Source organism: Mycobacterium sp. 852002-51613_SCH5001154 (assembly GCF_001667425.1).
Classification (GTDB): Bacteria; Actinomycetota; Actinomycetes; order Mycobacteriales; family Mycobacteriaceae; genus Mycobacterium.
In genome coordinates this window covers 1-18,139 of sequence record NZ_LZII01000074.1, presented here as the reverse complement: position 1 = coordinate 18,139, position 18,139 = coordinate 1, and the positions used below count along the sequence as shown (strand labels likewise).

The window sequence follows — 18,139 nt, the reverse complement described above, 5'->3', positions numbered from 1 at the left end:
GCGGCCTGCGGAGTCATTGCGCCACCCCGGCGACGACGTCCGCTTTCCAATCCCCGTGAGCGGAACCGCCTCCCGGGTCGGGGCCGGCCGGCCGGGTCGGCACCAGTGGGACGGCCGCCAATGGGAACAGCGCGCAAAGCGCCCAGGCGGGCGGGTATTCGGCGGCGACGATCAGCGCGCCGAACAGTGGCGGCCCGGCGGCGGCCATCAGTCGCTGAGTGGTGTTCTGCACGCCCAGGGCGCGCCCGCTCCAGAACGGGCCGGCGAACTCGGTGATGGCGGTGGCCTCGAGCCCATTGTCGAGCATCGCGATCACCGTGACGGCGGCCATGAGCAACACGTCGTAGCCCGACCCCGTGCCGTCGGTGAGGGCGAGCAGGAACAGTCCCAGCGCGGCGGCGATGGCGATGGCGCGGACCGGCCGCATCCGCGAGCCGACGCGGTCCGACCACCGCCCGACCGCGATTCGGCCCAGCGCGCCCAGCAGCTGGCACACGGTGACCAGACCGCCGGCGGCAGCGACCGACCAGCCATGGCGATTCATCAGCCACACGAGCACGAACGTCACGGTCACCGTTTGCGGCATCATCAGCAGGGCGCCTACCGCGTGAATCCGCCACAGCACGAACGACCCGCGATATGGACTCGCCAGTTCCGTGTCGGTGGCCGCCTGGCGCGATTTCCGCGGCGGATCGACGATCCCCAGCGCGCTGGCCGCAGCCGCCACCGTGCACATGAGCGCGAGGAACATCAGCCCCGAACGGGGACCATGCTCGGCCAGCTCCGGAATCACCAACGCGCCCAACGCGATACCCAACGGCTGCGCGGCCTGGCGGATGCCCATCGCCAGGCCGCGTTGGTGCGCCGGGAACCACGCGGACACCAGCCGCCCGCCGGCGGTGTTACAGCTGGCCGCGGCCATCCCACCGAGAAAGAGGAAGACACCGATGGCCACCATCGAATGGGCCGACGCTGCGGCGTAGGCCGCTGCCGCCGTGAGTGCCGAGCCCGCCGTCAGCACCAGCCGCTCGCCGACGCGGTCCAGCACCCAGCCCCAGAGCACAAGTGTCACCACCATCCCCCAGCTCGGCATGGATGACACCAGGCCGGCTTCCGTCAACGGGATGCCGCGGCGGCCCTGCAGCGACGGGATCAGGAACGCAACGCCATTGATGAACAGGAACGACGTCGCCGTCACCCCCAAGGAGACGATCATGACCGACCAGCGCGCGCCCGCGCCCAGTTGGCTCACGCTACCGGCCCCGGAAAGCATGCAAACCATCGTGGCACGACGTTCACCCGGCGCCTGGCGCCAAGAGCGCTGTAACTTATTGACCGCTAAGGCAATTGACACAAAAATCTCAGCGTCCACGCGCCGGACGTCCATCGCCCGAACTGCGAACTGTATTGTGCACCGGGCTGTTTGGGGCCCGGGCGGGACGGCCATCCGAGACCGCGATTCACAGTGTGGACACAGCGCTTTCTTATCCGCGCACTCAGCGTTTTCTCAGCGCGACTACCCTAGGAAGGCATCAACGACGACACCGGAAGACGACTGTGGATGAGTGACGTTTCGCGGCAAGCCCTGACCAAAGTTCCAGCAGTCACCCTGGGTTTCTGGATCATCAAGATCTTGGCGACCACGTTGGGCGAGACGGGCGGCGACACCGTCACGATGACGCTGAACTGGGGCTACGCGGCCGGGGTCGCCCTTTTCGGCGTCGCGCTGGTGGTGCTGGTTGCCGCTCAGATCGTCGCCAAGCGTTTCCACGCGAGCCTGTACTGGGCGACGATCGTGGCGTCGACGACGTTCGGCACGACGCTGGCCGACTTCGCCGACCGATCGCTCGGCATCGGTTACACCGGCGGGTCGCTCCTGCTCCTGGGTTGCCTCCTGGCCACCTTGGGCCTGTGGCGTTGGTCGGAGGGCACCGTGTCGGTCACCACCGTCTCGACGCCGAAAGTCGAGGCCTTCTATTGGGCGACCATCACGTTCTCGCAGACCCTGGGCACCGCGCTGGGCGACTGGCTCGCCGACACCCGCGGATTCGGTTACGAGCGTGGGGCGTTGGTATTCGCCGCCGGCCTTGCCGTCGTCATCGCGCTCTACTACTGGACCGCCCTATCGCGGGTCGCGTTGTTCTGGGTTGCGTTCATCCTGACCCGCCCATTGGGCGCGACGATCGGCGACTTCATCGACAAGCCGGTCGCCGACGGCGGCCTCAACCTGAGCCGCCCGCTGGCCTCGGCCGTGCTCGCGGTGATCATCGTGGCGTTGATCGTGGTCTTGCCGCAGCGTCCGGGACACCACCCCGGCGCGGCCCACGAAGAGGCGTGATGGCATGAGAGTCCTTCTCGTCGAGGACGAAGCGCGGCTGTCGGCCACTCTCGCTCGGGGGCTCAGGGCGGAGGGATTCGTCGTCGTGGCCGTCGGCACGGGCGTCGACGGCCTGCGGGAGGCGGTCGACACCGGCTTCGACGTGGTGATCCTCGACATCATGCTGCCCGGCCACAGCGGATACGAGGTGCTGCGCCGGATGCGGACGCAAAACGTGTGGACGCCGGTCCTGATGCTGACCGCCAAGGACGGTGAGTACGACGAAACGGACGCTTTCGACCTGGGAGCCGACGACTACCTGACCAAACCGTTCTCGTTTCGGGTGCTGGTGGCGCGGCTGCGCGCCCTGATGCGCCGCGGCGTGCCGGAGCGGCCCACGGTGCTGACCGCCGGATCGCTGCGCCTGGACCCCGCGCGGCACACCGTCCACCGCGACTCGACCCCGATCACGTTGACCCCCAGGGAATTCGGGGTGCTCGAATTCCTCATGCGCAACAAGGACATGGTCGTGACCAAGGCCGAGATACTGCGCAACGTGTGGGATGCGCACTACCGCGGGCCCGACAACGTGGTCGAGGTCTACGTGGGATATCTGCGTCGCAAGATCGATATTCCCTTCGGCACCAACACCATCGAAACCATGCGGGGCGTCGGTTACCGGCTGCTGTGCTGAGGGTCGCGTAACGGCAGGGACACCACCATCCGGGTTCCGCCGCCCGGCCGGTCCTCGATCGTGACCGAGCCGCCGTGAGCGGCGACCACCTCGGCGACGATCGCGAGGCCCAGGCCGGCTCCCCCGCCGCTGCGGGCACGGTCGGAATCCAGACGCACGAAGCGCTCGAACACCCGGGTTCGGTCGGCCGGGGAGATCCCCGGGCCGTCATCGCTGATGGTAACGATGGCCGTCCCGTTGCCGCTGCCGACTTGTACGGCGACACGCGAAGTAGCGTGGCGGACAGCGTTTTCCACCAGGTTGCGGATAATTCGCGAGATGGCCATCGGGTCGCCGGTGCAACGAACCGGACGGATGTCGGTGTCGATTGCGCAGCGACCCTCCCGTCGCACGCGGGTGACCTCGACATCGGCGACCTCATCGAGGGCCAGTACTTCCTTGCGCCGCACCAGGCTCTGCTCGTCGGCGCGGGCCAGCAGCAGCAGGTCTTCGATCAGCGCGTGCATGCGTTGCGCCTCGGGAAGCAGCGTGTTGACCGCCAACTCGGCGTCGAGCAGGTCTGGATGGGCCTCGGCCACTTCCAGCCCGGAGATGATGGTGGCCAGCGGGCTGCGCAGTTCATGCGACGCGTCGCCGATAAAGCGCTGTTGCGCACGGTGGCCGGCTTCGATACGGGACAGCATCCGGTTCATGGTCACCGCCAGAGCCGCGATCTCGTCGCGGCCATTGGGTACCGGCACCCGCTCGGCCAGGTCGGAGGTCGAGATCTCGGCCACGCGCGCGCGGATCGCGTCCACCGATCGCAGCGACCGGCGAACCAGCAAGAACGTCGCGACCGCCGCCCCCGCGATGACGATGGGCGCACCGGCCGCCAGGAGCAGGGCGACGGTCCGCGCGGTCTCCTCGACCGCCTCGCTCCCCCCGCCCACGAGCACCGTGTATTCGCCGGACGGGGTTGCGACCCGCTGACCGCTGACGCGCATGTCGTCACCCGCCACCGCGTCGTCGGGCAGACCGCGACGCAGCGCGAAGTCGAACCCGCTCACGGGAACGAGCGGCGTGGCGGGTGCCGAGCGCGACCGCTTGACCACCCGCCCGTCGGGGGCGATCACTTGCACGGCGACCACCCTCGAGTCGGTGGTCAACAGGGCGTTGTCGAGGCCGGCCGGCGGCTCGGCCTGCAGCGCCTTCGCCAGGTCGCGAACTCGTTCGGCGGCGGCATAATCGACGCCCACCAGTAGCGACCGGTACAGAATCGCGTCCAGCCCCGCGCCGGCGAGGGCGAGGGCGCAGAGCACGACGACAGCCGACACGGCGGCCGAGCGAGCGGCGATGCCCCAGTGCGGGAGGCGAGGCGACAACACCCCTCCGATTCTGCAGGGCCGCGCCCAACCGGGAAACATCGAGGTCAGCCCTCTTCTCAGCGGCTTCTCAGCGATCGGCTCCTACGCTGACACCGTCATGTCTGGTACTGCACGCCCGGCGCGTCACAAGAACCGCGCGACCACCCGAATGCTGGTCCACGCCGCCATTGCCGTTGGATTGGGGCTGGTGGCAGCGGTGCCCGCGGGCGCCGACCCGGGCGTGTTCAGGACCCTTAGCTGCAGCTGTCCGGAAACGGCGCCGGCCGGCAGCCCGGCCCGCAGCGACGAGATCACCCGAGGGATCCGGGCAGGCGAGCTCGGCTGGGCGCAGCCCGCACCCCCACACCCGGCCCCGTCGCGCCCCTAGCCGCCGGCACCTTCGCTGACGGCTCGCGCGACACGGTCACCATTGCCGGTGCCGTTCATCCCCGTAGCGTCCGACGGCAACTCGAACGAGGGATACGCCGTACCCACCGCCGCCAGCGCCGCGTTCCGCTGGGCCTCCATCCGCGCCAGCGCCGTCTCGGTGAACACCGACAGCCCCAGGTCGGGGTTGTAGCCGTGGATCTCCTTCACGTCCAGCTGGGCCAGGAAGTAGATGATCTCCTTGGACACCACCTGACCGGGGACCAGCACCGGGAAGCCGGGCGGGTAGGGCACCACGAACGTGGTGGACACCAGCGTCTTGCCCTCCGCCAACCGCCGGCCCGCCATGCCGATCAGGACGTGCTCGCGATCGGACTCCTCGTATCCGGCGTAGAAGGCCGACCGCATGTCGCCGAAGATGCACGCGTCCACCGGCCGGAAGGCGACGTCGAACTCGCTGAAGTCGGGCAGGTGCGGCAGGTCCTGCGTGATCTCCTCGACGTGACGCTCCTGCAATGCCCGGTCGGCGACACTGGCGGCGTTCTCGGCGCGGTCGAAATCGATTGCCACCCTGCGTAATACGTCGAGGAGATAGTGCACGCTCGACCAGGTCACACCGATGGTGAAGATCAGCAGCACGCTGTTGATGGACGTCTTGTTGATCTGGATGCCGAATCGGTCCATCAGGATCTTTTCGCGGAAGTCGTATCCGTTCATCCCCGTCTTGCCGACGAACAAGGTCACCCGCGTCGCGTCCAGCACGAACTGATCGGACCGCCACGCCTCATTCCACTCGGCCAGCGCCCCCTGCCGGACCTCGCGGTAGGAACTCACCGACGACGCCCGAAACTCCTCGGGCACCAGGTCGGACTCGTCGAGGATGCGGAACCACTTGCTGATCAACCGGTCTCGGCGCACCCGGTGGCGGAATACCAGCGCCATGTCGTAGGTCTGCCGGACCAGCTGGAAGCCCTCGATGTCGACCTGCCGGCGCGCCAGGTCCAGCGAGGCCAGGAGTTGCTGGTTCGGTGAGGTGGAGGTGTGCGTGAGGAACGCCTCACCGAAGGCGTCGCGGGCCAGCGCGTTGAAATCCTGGTCCCGGACGTGGATCATCGACGCCTGCCGCAGCGCCGACAGCGACTTGTGCGTCGAATGTGTCGCGTACACGCGGACCCGCGCACGGGCGGGGTCGGGCAAGAGCGGGCGGTCGACCCACTCCGACCGATCGGCACCTTCCATCGATGCCGCCCAATCCCGGTACTCGGCAGCGTATTCCGGCGACGCCAGCATCTTCTCGAGGCGCTCGGCCGACACCATCGCCGTTCGCTGCCGGGCCCAGGGCACGGCCGTGGCGAACGCGTACCACGCCTCGTCCCACAGGAAGCAGATGTCCGGCTTGATGGCCAGCACCTCCAGCATGACCTGCAGCGGGTTGTAGACCACGCCGTCGAAGGTGCAGTTGGTCAGCAGCAGCATGCGCACCCGGTCCAGCTGGCCGGCCGCCTCGAGATCCAGCAGCGTCTGCTTGATCGTGCGCAGCGACACCGCCCCGTAGATCGCGAACTGCGGCAACGGATAAGCATCCAGGTACAGCGGGTAGGCGCCGGCCAGCACCAGCCCGTAGTGGTGCGACTTGTGGCAGTTGCGGTCGATCAGCACGATGTCGCCCGGCCGGGTCAGAGACTGGACGACGATCTTGTTGGCGGTGGACGTCCCGTTGGTGACGAAATACGTGTGGTCGGAATTCCACGTGTGCGCGGCCTTATCCATCGCCTTCTTGATGTTGCCGTGCGGGTCGAGCAACGAGTCCAGGCCGCCGGATGTGGTCGAGGTCTCGGCCATGAAGATGTTGCGGCCGTAGAACTCGCCCATGTCTTGCAACGACTTCGAGTTGAAGATGCTGGCACCGCGCGCGACGGGCAGCGCGTGGAATTGGCCGACCGGTGCCGCCGCATACGCCCGCAGCGCATCGAAAAATGGCGTGGCGTAACGATTTCGAAGCCCTGCGAGGACGGTGCTGTGCAGGTCGGTGACATCGTTGAGCCGGTAGAACGTCCGGTCGTAGACGTCGGGCTCGGTGTCATCGCCCGCCGCGATGGACTCGTCGGTCAGCAGATACAGGTCGATGTGGGGCCGCAATTCGCGGATCCATTCGCCACACTCCACCCAGTCGTTGGCGCGGTCGGGAATATCCACGTCTTCGTTGGCCCCCAGCAGGGTGTTCATCAGCGGCAGCCGGTCTCGAGAGCGCAGTGGCAGGTCGTCGCGGATGATGGCGGCCTGGATCTCGCCGTTCAGGGCGACCGCGGCGATCGCGTCTTCGACGCTGGGCACCACCAGGATCTCGAACTGCACGTCGTCGGACGGGTTGCGCAGGTCCCGCAGGCATTCGGCCAGGCAGTCCGGGGCCGTCGCGGGCGCGTCGTCGGCGAGCAAGACGGTGTAGAACTGCTGCTGTTTGGCCTGGGCCACCAGCTCCTGGTCGGCCAGCGGCGCCGATGTGTCGAAAAGCCCTGCGCGGTCGCCGTATTCGCTCAGTAGCCGGACGGCCATGGAAACCTCTTCGGTGAGCCGCACCGTGGACAGGCTCTCGAGGTGCGCGCGGAAGGTCGCCAGGTTCGCCGCACCCGGATACAGCCAGTACCGCTCGTAGGCGGCGATGCGGTCCATCAGGCGCTTGACCCGGGCCACGTCGTGGGTCTTGTCGAGCCCGGCCAGGTCGACCTCGGCGAGGTGGCGGCACGCGTCGTCGAGCAGATTCCACGTGTCGACGCGGGCGTAGGACGGGTTGGCCACCGCCGCCAGCGCGGAGACGCGGAGTCGTCGCGGCTGGGTGGTGTATCGAGTCATGACCTCACCTGTTCTTCTGAGCGACTTGTATTCTCACCCCGCCGCGCTGCCCGCGTGATCGTTTCGCGTGAGCTCTCCTCAGCTGTTCAGCTCGTCGTCATCCTCGTCGGCGTCCACGATGCGCCGGTTGGCCCGCGTGCTGTCCACCCAGCGCAGGACCGGAAGCTCCCAGCGGCGGGCGGGCAACTCGGTGACGTCGGACAGCGATCGCACCACGGACTGGGTCAGGCCCATGAGCGCGGCCATCACGGGCAGCAGCGGCTGCAGCGGCCGCGCGGCGGTGCGAACCGTGCTGATGCGGCGGGCGACGATCAGCCGCTCGACGCAGTGATACAACCAGGCGCCCACCGCGAGCGCGTAGATCGACAGCGCCGACGCGACGATGGTCCAGCCGAAGGCGGCGCAGACCACAGCACCCAGCACCACCGTCGCGGCCAGCAACCCCGCGACGACGGCGCGCAGCTCCAGCCGGGTCACGCCTGGTGTTCCTCGGTTTCCGGCGCGCCGGCCGCACGGATGCGCACCGCCTCGGCGGCCGCCCGGATCTGCGGGGTCACCAGCATGACCTGGCCCAGCACGCCGTTGACGAAGCCCGGCGAGTCGTCGGTGGACAGCTCCTTGGCCAGCTGCACGGCCTCGTCCACGGCGACCGGCTCCGGCACGTCGTCGGCGTAGAGCAGCTCCCACACCGCGACCCGCAGGATGGCGCGATCGACGGCGGGCAGCCGGTCCAGCGTCCAGCCCTGCAGGTGCGAGCTGATCAAGTCGTCGATATGGGCGGCGTGCTCACCGACGCCCCGGGCGGCCGCGACCGTGTACGGCTGCAACGGCGCCACCTCGGAGTTCGCCGCGGCCAGGGTGGCGCGCCCGTCGACGACCTCGGCCGGGCCCAGCCCGCGGGCCTCGGCCTCGAACAACAGGTCGACGGCACGCTTGCGGGCCTGATGGCGCCCCCGGACGGGCCTGCTCACGCGTTGACGCGCCCCAAATAGCTGCCGTCGCGCGTGTCCACCTTCAGCTTGTCGCCGGTGTTGATGAACAGCGGCACCTGAATCTCCGCCCCGGTCTCCACGGTGGCGGGTTTCGTGCCGGCGCTGGACCGGTCGCCCTGCAGGCCCGGCTCGGTGTGCGTGACCTCCATCTCGACCGACACCGGCAGCTCGAGGTACAGGGGGGCCCCGTTGTGGAACGCCACCTGCACCGGCAGGCCCTCGAGCAGGAACCGGGCGGCGTCGCCGACCAGCGACTCCGGCAGCGGGTGCTGCTCGTAGTCCTGACTGTCCATGAACACGAAGTCCGAGCCGTCGCGATACAGGTAGGTGGCGTCGCGCCGGTCGACGGTGGCCGTCTCCACCTTCACGCCGGCGTTGTACGTCTTGTCGACGACCTTGCCGGAAAGCACATTCTTCAGCTTGGTGCGCACGAAGGCCGGGCCCTTGCCCGGTTTGACGTGCTGGAACTCAACGATCTGCCAGAGCTGGCCGTCGATCACCAGCACCAGTCCGTTCTTGAAATCGGCGGTGCTTGCCACGGTTCGGTGTATCTCCTAGAGGATGGACAGTCGTTCGCGACCTGTCTGCAATTTGTCCGTCAGTCTAAAGCGCGACGCGGCCCACGCCCGCGCGTCGGGTGGCGGCGGGAAGCTCCCGGCTTAAGGGCCGGCCTCGGCCGGCTCGCTCGGCGAGGGCCGCAGCGGCCTGATCATCGTCAAGAAGGGGACATTGAGCTTTCTCCCGCCGGAAAACGGCACCGGGACGGGGAAATACACGATGTCGATCTCCAGCCGCAGCTCCCGCAAGGGCTGGGCGTTCAGTTCCCACCGAAAGTCCCGCAAGCGCGCCAGCCCACGCTCGATTGGCTCCACCCCATTCACGCCACCCGACTTTACCCCCGGCCGCCGGCCGCCGAACCGCGCGGTTCGCCTAGGCCAGAACCGCGAAATCCTTCGGAAACCGGGTGAGCAACTCCGGCGCCTGCCCGCGGGTCGCCGCCGCCTCGCCGGGCACGACCAGGGTGTCCTCGATGCGCACGCCGCCGCGGCCCGGCAGGTAGACGCCCGGCTCGACGGTCACCACCGAACCGGCCAGCAACGTGCCGGTGGACGTGGCGCCGATCCCCGGCGCCTCGTGGATCTGCAACCCCACGCCGTGCCCCAGCCCGTGGCCGAACTGCTCGCCGTAACCGGCGTCGACGATCAGTTGGCGCGCCGCGCCGTCGACGTCGCGCAGGTTGGCGCCCGCCCGCAACGCCTCCCGCCCGGCCCGCTGGGCGTCGGCGACCAGCTGATAGATCTCCAGCTGCCAGTCGGCGGCCTTGCCGAGCACGAAGGTGCGGGTCATGTCGGAGTGATAGCCGGCCACCAGCGCGCCGAAGTCGATCTTGACGAAGTCGCCGGCGGCCAGCGCGGCGTCGGTGGGGCGGTGATGCGGGATCGCCGAATTCGGCCCGGCGGCCACGATGGTCTCGAACGAGATCGCGTCGGCGCCGTGGTCGAGCATCAGCGCCTCGAGCTCGCGGCTCACCTCACGTTCAGTCCGGCCGGGCCGCAGGCCGCCGCCCTCCACCAGGGCGGCGAGGGCGGCGTCGGCCGCCTCGCAGGCCAGCCGCAGCAGCGCCACCTCGCCGTCGTCCTTGACCTCGCGCAGCGCCTCGACCGTCCCGGCGGCCCGCACCAGCTCGGTGCCCGCCTTGCGCTCGCCGAGCTCGCCGGTCAGGACGTCGAAGGCGTCGACGGTCACCACGTTGCTTTCGAAGCCCAGCTTCTCGACGCCGTCCTCAGCGGCCCGGCCGACCAGGTGGCGCCCGAGGGCGCGTTCGATGGCGATCTCGAGCCCGGGCGCCTGCTCCGCGGCCTGGGTGCGATACCGGCCGTCGGTGGCCAGCACCGCGCCCCGATCGTCGGCGAAAACCAACAACGCGCCGTTCGATCCGGTGAAACCGGATAGGTAGCGCACGTTGTTCAGGTCGCTGACCAGCATCGCGTCCAGTCCAGCGGCTCGAATTTGCGCCTTCAGGTTGTCTCGGCGCTGAGAATGTGTCACGACCCTTGACGGTACTCGCTACGCTGATTGCCCATGAGGTCCTGGATGCTGCGCGGATTGGTGTACGCCGCGGCGATGGTAATCGTCCGCTTGTTCCAAGGCGCGTTGATAAATGCATGGCAGACGCAGGCCGGGCTATTCAGCGTGGTGCTGCTGCTTCTGTTCATCATCGGCGTGGCCGTTTGGGGGGTATTCGACGGCCGGGCCGACGCCCACGCGAACCCGGACCCGGACCGGCGCCGCGATCTGGCGATGACCTGGCTGCTGGCCGGCCTGGTGGCCGGCGTCCTGTCCGGCGCCGTCTCCTGGCTCATCGCGCTGGTGTACAAGGGTCTCTACACCGGCGGCCTGATCAACGAGCTGACCACGTTCGCGGCGTTCACCGCGCTCTGCGTGTTCCTGCCCGGGATCATCGGCGTGACCATCGGCCGCTGGCGGGTGGACCGGCAGTACGAGAAGGAGCCGGAGAAGCGCCACGGCCTTGGCGACAAGGAAGGGCGGGACAGCGACACCGACGTGTTCTCCGCGGTACGCGGTGACGACGCGCCGACCGGGGAGATCCCCACGGCGGGAGCGCAGCACGAGGAGCGGACCGCGGCGGTCGCCACGGCCGAGCGGGATGCGCCCACCGAAACGATCGCCAAGACCGAGTCCGAGCCCAAAACCGAGGTGATCCGCAAGGCCGGCGACGAGCCCACCACGCCGGGCAGCGAGCCCGGCAAGGGCTAACCCTTGGCGGTTTCCGCCAGGTAGCGCAGGGCGAGCAGGTAGCCCTGGATTCCCAGCCCGACGATCACCCCCGTCGCGACCGGGCTGAGGTACGAGTGCCGCCGAAAGTCTTCGCGGGCATGCACGTTGGAGATGTGCACCTCGATCAGGGGCGCGCGCAACTCGGCGCACGCGTCGCGAAGCGCAACCGAGGTGTGGGTCAGCCCGCCGGCGTTGAGAATCACCGGTTCGCCCGCGTCGGCGGCAGAATGGATCCAATCCAGCAGCTGGGCTTCGTTGTCGCTTTGGCGCACAACGGCTTTCAGGCCGAGCGCGGCGGCCTCCCGCTCAATGAGCTCGGCCAGTTGGTCGTGCGTGGTGTCCCCGTAGACCTCCGGCTCGCGGCGGCCCAGGCGGCCCAGGTTCGGGCCATTGATCACGTTGACGGTGGGGGTCATCAGGCGTCCTCTTCGTCGGACAGCCCCGCGTACGCCGCCGCCAGTAACGACGGGTCGGGGCCGGCCAGCCGCCCCGGCTTGGCCAGGCCGTCGAGCACCACGAACCTCAGCACGCCGGCGCGCGACTTCTTGTCCTGGGCCATGTATTCCAGCAGTTGCGGCAACGCGTCGGCGTCGTAGCCGACAGGCAGGCCGAGCGCCGACAGGACGGTGCGATGACGCTGCGCGGTCGCGTCGTCGAGCCGCCCGGCCAGCCGGGCCAGTTCCGCGGCGAACACCAGGCCCACCGACACCGCGGCACCGTGCCGCCACTCGTAGCGCTCCCTGCGCTCGATCGCATGCGCCAATGTGTGGCCATAGTTCAAAATTTCGCGCAGCTCCGACTCCTTCTCGTCGGCGGCGACCACCTCCGCCTTGACGGCGATCGAGCGCCGGATCAGCTCCGGAAGCACGTCACCCGCGGGGTCCACGGCGGCCTGCGGGTCGGCCTCGATGAGATCGAGGATCACCGGGTCGGCGATGAAGCCGGCCTTGACCACCTCGGCCATTCCGGCGACGAGTTCGTTGTGCGGCAACGTCTCCAGGGTCGCCAGGTCGACCAGCACCGCCAGCGGCTGATGGAACGCGCCCACTAGGTTCTTACCCGCGTCGGTGTTGATGCCCGTCTTGCCGCCGACGGCCGCGTCGACCATGCCGAGCAACGTGGTGGGAATGTGGACGATGTCGACGCCGCGCAGCCAGGTGGCCGCCGCGAACCCGGCGACGTCGGTGGCGGCGCCGCCGCCGAGGCTGACCAACGCGTCTTTGCGGTCAATCCCGATGCGGCCCAAGACTTCCCAGAGGAAGCCCACAACGGGAAGATCCTTTCCGGCCTCGGCGTCCGGGATTTCGATGCGGTGCGCGTCAACGCCCTTGTCCGCCAAGCGGCTTCGGATCGCTTCGGCGGTTTGCGCGAGCGGCGGTTGGTGCACGATGGCCACCCGGTGCCGGTCGCAGAGCAGTTCGACCAGCTCGTCGCCCAGGTCGGTGCCGATGATCACCGGGTAGGGCGGATCGACGGCCACCTGCACGGTGTGGGTCATGTCGCCGCCTTCGCGTGGGCGTTCTCGGGGGTCTGCAGCCGGGACACGATGTAGCGCACGACCGCCCCGGGATTGCGGCGGTTGGTGTCGACGCGGATCGTCGACACGCGCCGGTACAGCGGGACCCGCTCGGCCATCAGCGCTTTGTATCTCTCGGCCCGGTCCGGGCCGGCGAGTAGCGGGCGCACGGCGCTGCCGCCGGTGCGCCGCACGCCCTCGTTGGCGCTGATCTCCAGGTAGATGACGGTGTGGCCGGCGAGCGCCGCGCAGACCCCCGGGCTGGTAACGGCCCCACCGCCGAGCGACACCACGCCGTCATGGTCGGCCAGCGCGGCGCGCACCGCGCCCTCCTCGATGCGGCGGAACTCCTGCTCCCCCTCCGCGGCGAAGATGTCGGCGATGCTGCGCCCGGTCTGCTGCTCGATCGCCGCGTCGGTGTCGAGGAACCCGACGCCGAGCGCCTTGGCCAGGCGCCGCCCGATGGTGGACTTGCCCGAACCCGGCAACCCGACCAGTACCGCCCTGGGTGCCATCACGCGGTACCCCGGGCGGCCGGCGCTTCCCGGTCGGCGACCGCGCGCTGATACGCCTCGATGTTGCGGCGGGTTTCGGTGAGCGAATCGCCGCCGAACTTCTCCAGCGCCGCCCGGGCCAGCACCAGCGCCACCATGGCCTCGACCACGACGCCGGCGGCCGGCACCGCGCACACGTCCGAGCGCTGGTGGATGGCGACGGCCTCGTCGCCGGTCGCCAGGTCGACGGTGGCCAGCGCCCGCGGCACGGTGGAGATGGGTTTCATCGCGGCGCGCACCCGCAGCGGCTGCCCGTTGGTCATGCCGCCCTCGAGCCCGCCCGCACGGTTGGTCGAGCGGACCACACCGTCGGGTCCGGGATACATCTCGTCGTGGGCGCGGCTACCGCGGCGGCGGGCGGTTTCGAACCCGTCGCCGATCTCCACGCCCTTGATGGCCTGGATGCCCATCACCGCGGCGGCGAGCTGGCTGTCGAGCCGGTTGTCGCCGCTGGTGAACGAACCCAGCCCGACCGGCAGACGCGTGGCCACCACCTCGACCACGCCGCCGAGGGTGTCGCCGTCCTTCTTGGCCGCCTCGATCTCGGCGATCATGGACTTCTCAGCCTCTTTGTCGAAGGCGCGCACCGGGCTGTCGTCGATCGCGGGCAGGTCTTCCGGGCGGGGCGGCGGGCCGTCGTAGGGAGCCGACGGACCGATCGCGATCACGTGCGAAAGCACCTCGACACCCAGGGCCTGGCGCAGGAAGGACCGCGCGACGGTGCCCACCGCGACGCGGGCTGCCGTCTCCCGGGCGCTGGCCCGCTCCAGCACCGGCCGGGCGTCGTCGAAGCCGTACTTGAGCATGCCCGCGTAATCGGCATGGCCGGGCCGCGGCCGGGTGAGCGGTTCGTTGCGCGCGACATTGGCCAGCTCCGCCGGGTCGACCGGGTCGGCGGCCATCACGGTCTCCCACTTGGGCCACTCGGTGTTGCCGATCTCGATGGCGATGGGGCCGCCCAGCGTGATGCCGTGGCGCACCCCGGAGAGCACGGTCACCGCGTCGCGCTCGAACTTCATCCGCGCGCCGCGGCCGTAACCGAGCCGGCGGCGGGCCAACTGGTCGCCGATATCGGTCGAGTTGACCTCGACGCCGGCGACCATGCCCTCGAGCATGGCCACCAAGGCGCGGCCATGGGACTCCCCGGCGGTGATCCAACGCAACACCCGATCATCTTCCCATGTGCGCCCGGGTGGGCTTAAATCCGCGCGTGGCCGTCGGGCTCACATCAGCACCAGGCCGATTGCGGCGGCGGTGGCCGCGCACATCGAGGGGCCGTGCGGCACCGACGCGGCGTCCGCGCCGCCGAGCAGGCCCCACGACACGGTCAGCAGCGGCGCCGCCAGCGCCGCCAGGAACCACACCCCGACGCCGAAACAGCCGGCCAGCGCCCCCAGGCCGATCGCGAGCTTGACGTCTCCCGCCCCCATCCCCGCCGGGGCCACGGAATGCACCAGCAGATAGACCGCGGTCAACGCCGTCGCCCCTGCGAGGGCGGGCCAGCCGCGCCCGGACACGGCGGCCGCCAGCAGGATCATCCCGGCCCCGGGCAGCGTCAGCAGGTTCGGCAACCGGCGCTCGCGGATGTCGTAACCGCTCAACACCGCCAGCCAGACCAGCACCGCGACCGCCGCAGTCACCCGCATGCCGCGGGACGCTAGCCCAAGGCGGCGGCCATCGCCTCTCGCGGCGCCGGCAGGCCTGTGAATAGCTCGACCTGGGTGAAGGCCTGATGCAGCAGCATCTGCAGGCCGCTGATCACGCGCCCGCCGGCGTCGGCGACCGCGGCGGCCAGCGGCGTGGGCCACGGGTCGTAGACGGCGTCGAGCAGCACCGGGATGGCCGCGAAGGTGTTCGCATACCGCGCCCCGACCTCGGCGGGAATCGTGCTGACCAGCACCTCCGCGCCGGCCACCGCGGCGGGCAACTCGTCGCTGTCCAGACCCACGAACCGCGTCGACACCCCGATTCCCGTGCCGAGCTCCACCAGCCGGGCGGCCTTGTCCGGATTGCGCGCGACGACGGTGATGGCGGTGACGCCCAGCTGGGCCAGCCCCAACACGGCCGCCGGCGCGGTGCCACCCGACCCGCACACCAGCGCCGGCCCGGCCGCTGACCCCAGCGCCCCCGCCACGCCGTCGATGTCGGTGTTGTCCGCCCGCCAGCCCGCTTCCGTGCGGACCAGGGTGTTGGCCGACCCCACCCGCTCGGCGCGTTCGGTGCACTCGTCGGCGAACCGCAACGCGGCGAACTTGCCCGGCATGGTCACCGACACCCCGACCCACTCGGGTCCGAACCCGCCGACCACCGCCGGCAGCTGCTCGGCGTCGCACTCGATCCGCTCGTAGGTCCAGTCGTGCAGCCCCAGCGCCCGGTAGGCAGCCAGGTGCAGTTGCGGGGACTTCGAGTGGGCGATCGGCTTGCCGAGCACCGCTGCTTTTCGCGGTGCGCCGTCAGCGCGCGCTATCGAGGACACCGTTGCGCTTAGCCAGCTCGATGTTGGCCAGATGCTGCTGATAATCCTTGGTGAACAGCGTCGTCCCCTGGGCATCGATGGTGACGAAGTACAACCAGTCACCGGGCTCGGGATGCTCGGCGGCGTGCAGGGCGTCCACCCCGGGCGAACAGATCGCGGTCGCCGGCAACCCCTGCGACACGTAGGTGTTCCACGGCGTCTTCTGGGCACGGTCGGCGTCGGTGGTGGCCACTTCCCGGCGGTCCAGCGGGTAGTTGACCGTCGAGTCGAATTCCAGCGTGTGGTGAGCGTGCAGGCGGTTGTAGATGACCTGTGCGACCTTCGCGAAGTCCTGCGACTTGGATTCCTGCTCGACCAGCGACGCCACCACCAGGATGTCGTAGGGCGACAGGCCCATGGCCTGGGCGGTGTCGACCAACCCCGACTTCATGTACTCCACGGCGCCGGCGCTGATCAGGCCCGACAGGATCGTCTCGGCCGACGTCGAGGGGTCGACGTTGAAGGTGCCCGGCGCGATCAGCCCCTCGATCCGGCGATGGTCCTTGCCGAGCTCGGTGAACGGCTCGAGCGCCCACGGCGGCACCGCCAGGGCCGCGGGCGCGCTGTTGGTCGCCGCCGCCCGCAGCTCCTCCACCGCGACGCAGTGCTGGTTGCCGTCCAGGGTCACGCAGGTGGCACGGGAGATCAGCGTCAGGATCCCCGGGGTCACCTTGTTGGTCTTCATGTCGGTGGTGTCGTCGAGCTGGCGGCCTTCCGGGATGACCAGCCGGCCCACCCGGCTGTTCGGGTCGGCCAGCCGCTCGACGGCGTTGGCCGCCGGGATCTCGGTGCGCATCCGGTAGAAGCCGGGCTGGATCGAAGAGATCTTGGTGTTGCCGTGGGCGGCGTTGACGAATGCCCGGACGGTCTTGGTCACCTGCTCGTGCTGCAGCGTCTCCCCGACCATGGTGGTCGAGTCACCGTCCTTGATCTGAATCACGATGTCGCGCTTGCCGCTTCCGGTGTAGTCGTCGCCGGACCCGAATACCGTGTGCCACAGCTTGGCGCCGACGAAGACTCCCACCAGCACGACGACGGCGACGACCGCGAGCATGATCTTGCCGGCGAACCGCCGCCGGCGACGCCCCCGCTCCGCCCGGTTCCGGGAAACGCGGCTCCCTTTGCGCGACGAACCGACCGCTTCGGGCTCGGCCCGTTCACGCCGTGCGCTGTCAACCATCGGTGGACTCCCCCGCCGTCAGGGTGGCTCGGCGTTGGTCGAGCCAGCTCTGCAGGATGGCCACCGCGGCCGCCTGGTCGATCACCGCCCGCTGCTCCCTGGCGCGCACGCCGGCCGCGCGCAGCGATCGCTGCGCGCTGACGGTGGTCAGGCGCTCGTCGGCCAGCCGCACGGGCGTCGGGGCGATGCGCTGGGCCAATGCGTCGGCCAGCTCCATCGCGTCGACCGCCGACGGGCCGGTGCGGTCGGCCAGTGTGCGCGGCAACCCGACGACCACCTCGACCGCCCCGAGCTCCGCGGCCAGCTCGGCCAGCCGCCGTACGTGTTTGCCGGAACGGTCGCGGCGCACGGTTTCCACGGGCGTGGCCAGGATGCCGTCGGGGTCGCTGCAGGCGACACCGATGCGCACGCTGCCGACGTCGACGCCGAGCCGTGGGCCCCGTCCGGGATCCTGGTCAGGGTCGCCGGGCCGGTCGGGCAGGCGATGCTCTGTGGGAACCACTCAGCCGACCCGCGCTATCTCAGAGCGGACGGCCTCGAGCGCGGCGTCGATGCGGGTCGGGTCCTTTCCGGAACCCTGCGCGAGATCCGGTTTGCCCCCGCCGCGGCCGTCGACGGTCGCGGCCAGCTGCTTGATCAGGTCATTGGCGCGGATCCCGAGGTCTTGGGCGGCCGGGTTCGCGGCGATCGCGTAGGGCACGGTGCCGCCCTCCCCTTCCGCGATCAGCGCCACCACGGCGGGGTCGCTGCCCAGCTTGCCGCGAATGTCGCCCACCAGGGAACGCAGGTCGCCCGCCGTCATCCCCGCCGACATCCGTTGCGCCACCACACGGACGTTACCGATACGCTCCGCGCCGGCCGCGGCGTTGGTCGCGGCGGCGCGCGCCGCCGCGGCCCGCGCGCGTTCGAGTTCCTTCTCGGCGGCCTTGAGCCGCTCCACCAGGCCGGCCACCCGGATGGGCACCTCGTCGGACGGCCCCTAGTCCGCCGCA

20 protein-coding genes and 1 pseudogene are annotated in these 18,139 nt (G+C 69.8%); 3 read left to right on the top strand and 18 right to left on the bottom strand.

Translation table 11 applies throughout. The features are described from left to right. Positions 1-13: 13 nt before the first annotated feature. Positions 14-1,273 (bottom strand): MFS transporter, encoded by a 1,260-nt coding sequence (locus A5750_RS19610; protein ID WP_082959161.1) that lies wholly within the window; start codon positions 1,271-1,273, stop codon positions 14-16. 288 nt (positions 1,274-1,561) lie between these two features. Here A5750_RS19610 and A5750_RS19605 point away from each other — a divergent pair, with 288 nt between their 5' ends. Continuing rightward, complete coding sequence (locus tag A5750_RS19605; RefSeq protein ID WP_066945193.1) at positions 1,562-2,338, top strand: hypothetical protein; 777 nt, start codon at positions 1,562-1,564, stop codon at positions 2,336-2,338. A gap of 4 nt (positions 2,339-2,342) precedes the next feature. Continuing rightward, positions 2,343-3,011 (top strand): response regulator transcription factor, encoded by a 669-nt coding sequence (locus A5750_RS19600; protein WP_066945196.1) that lies wholly within the window; start codon positions 2,343-2,345, stop codon positions 3,009-3,011. On the opposite strand, the gene A5750_RS19595 is transcribed toward A5750_RS19600, so the two are convergent. From A5750_RS19595 to A5750_RS19565, 8 genes are all read right to left on the bottom strand, one after another. Then, positions 2,993-4,414, bottom strand: a complete 1,422-nt coding sequence (locus A5750_RS19595; RefSeq protein ID WP_067265106.1) for a HAMP domain-containing sensor histidine kinase — start codon at positions 4,412-4,414, stop codon at positions 2,993-2,995. The genes A5750_RS19600 and A5750_RS19595 overlap by 19 nt on opposite strands. A gap of 84 nt (positions 4,415-4,498) precedes the next feature. Further along, positions 4,499-4,669 carry a hypothetical protein gene (locus tag A5750_RS25950; protein ID WP_156664368.1) on the bottom strand — a complete coding sequence of 57 codons (171 nt, stop codon included), beginning with the start codon at positions 4,667-4,669 and terminating at the stop codon, positions 4,499-4,501. 69 nt (positions 4,670-4,738) lie between these two features. Next, positions 4,739-7,591 (bottom strand): aminotransferase class I/II-fold pyridoxal phosphate-dependent enzyme, encoded by a 2,853-nt coding sequence (locus A5750_RS19590; protein WP_066945204.1) that lies wholly within the window; start codon positions 7,589-7,591, stop codon positions 4,739-4,741. A gap of 78 nt (positions 7,592-7,669) precedes the next feature. Then, entirely contained in the window at positions 7,670-8,068 is a 399-nt protein-coding gene (locus tag A5750_RS19585) for an antitermination protein NusB (protein ID WP_066945209.1), read from the bottom strand. Further along, positions 8,065-8,562: a transcription antitermination factor NusB gene (gene nusB, locus A5750_RS19580; RefSeq protein WP_067265101.1), complete on the bottom strand. Its 498-nt coding sequence runs from the start codon at positions 8,560-8,562 to the stop codon at positions 8,065-8,067. Before nusB ends, A5750_RS19585 begins: the two co-directional genes overlap by 4 nt. After that, a complete protein-coding gene (efp, locus tag A5750_RS19575; protein WP_066945215.1) occupies positions 8,559-9,122 on the bottom strand; it encodes an elongation factor P in 564 nt (187 codons plus the stop codon). Before efp ends, nusB begins: the two co-directional genes overlap by 4 nt. 120 nt (positions 9,123-9,242) lie before the next feature. Next, the gene (locus tag A5750_RS19570; protein WP_066945218.1) at positions 9,243-9,464 is read right to left on the bottom strand and encodes a hypothetical protein; all 222 of its coding nucleotides are present in this window, start codon (positions 9,462-9,464) and stop codon (positions 9,243-9,245) included. A gap of 49 nt (positions 9,465-9,513) precedes the next feature. Continuing rightward, a complete protein-coding gene (locus tag A5750_RS19565; protein WP_067265097.1) occupies positions 9,514-10,632 on the bottom strand; it encodes an aminopeptidase P family protein in 1,119 nt (372 codons plus the stop codon). Positions 10,633-10,665: 33 nt separating this feature from the next. Between A5750_RS19565 and A5750_RS19560 the strand changes: the two genes are divergently transcribed. Then, the gene (locus tag A5750_RS19560; protein ID WP_067265092.1) at positions 10,666-11,361 is read left to right on the top strand and encodes a B-4DMT family transporter; all 696 of its coding nucleotides are present in this window, start codon (positions 10,666-10,668) and stop codon (positions 11,359-11,361) included. Here the strand turns inward: A5750_RS19560 and aroQ are convergent. From aroQ to A5750_RS19515, 9 genes and pseudogenes are all read right to left on the bottom strand, one after another. After that, a complete protein-coding gene (gene aroQ, locus A5750_RS19555; protein ID WP_066945227.1) occupies positions 11,358-11,798 on the bottom strand; it encodes a type II 3-dehydroquinate dehydratase in 441 nt (146 codons plus the stop codon). The two genes, A5750_RS19560 and aroQ, sit on opposite strands and share 4 nt — an antisense overlap. Further along, positions 11,798-12,880 carry a 3-dehydroquinate synthase gene (aroB, locus tag A5750_RS19550; protein ID WP_066945230.1) on the bottom strand — a complete coding sequence of 361 codons (1,083 nt, stop codon included), beginning with the start codon at positions 12,878-12,880 and terminating at the stop codon, positions 11,798-11,800. Before aroB ends, aroQ begins: the two co-directional genes overlap by 1 nt. After that, the gene (locus A5750_RS19545) at positions 12,877-13,413 is read right to left on the bottom strand and encodes a shikimate kinase (protein WP_066945265.1); all 537 of its coding nucleotides are present in this window, start codon (positions 13,411-13,413) and stop codon (positions 12,877-12,879) included. Before A5750_RS19545 ends, aroB begins: the two co-directional genes overlap by 4 nt. After that, positions 13,413-14,618, bottom strand: a complete 1,206-nt coding sequence (aroC, locus tag A5750_RS19540) for a chorismate synthase (protein WP_067265085.1) — start codon at positions 14,616-14,618, stop codon at positions 13,413-13,415. The genes A5750_RS19545 and aroC overlap by 1 nt, the downstream gene beginning before the upstream one ends. Positions 14,619-14,675: 57 nt before the next feature. After that, positions 14,676-15,098, bottom strand: coding sequence for an A24 family peptidase (locus A5750_RS19535; RefSeq protein WP_067265083.1), 423 nt, complete (start codon positions 15,096-15,098; stop codon positions 14,676-14,678). An 11-nt stretch (positions 15,099-15,109) separates the two neighbouring features. After that, a complete protein-coding gene (locus A5750_RS19530) occupies positions 15,110-15,919 on the bottom strand; it encodes a shikimate dehydrogenase (RefSeq protein WP_156664371.1) in 810 nt (269 codons plus the stop codon). Beyond that, positions 15,906-17,147: an endolytic transglycosylase MltG gene (gene mltG, locus A5750_RS19525; protein WP_067265078.1), complete on the bottom strand. Its 1,242-nt coding sequence runs from the start codon at positions 17,145-17,147 to the stop codon at positions 15,906-15,908. Before mltG ends, A5750_RS19530 begins: the two co-directional genes overlap by 14 nt. Continuing rightward, positions 17,140-17,649, bottom strand: coding sequence for a Holliday junction resolvase RuvX (gene ruvX, locus A5750_RS19520; RefSeq protein WP_067265075.1), 510 nt, complete (start codon positions 17,647-17,649; stop codon positions 17,140-17,142). Before ruvX ends, mltG begins: the two co-directional genes overlap by 8 nt. Continuing rightward, a pseudogene (locus tag A5750_RS19515) lies at positions 17,650-18,123 on the bottom strand (DHHA1 domain-containing protein); the annotation flags it as partial. Positions 18,124-18,139 lie beyond the last annotated feature (16 nt).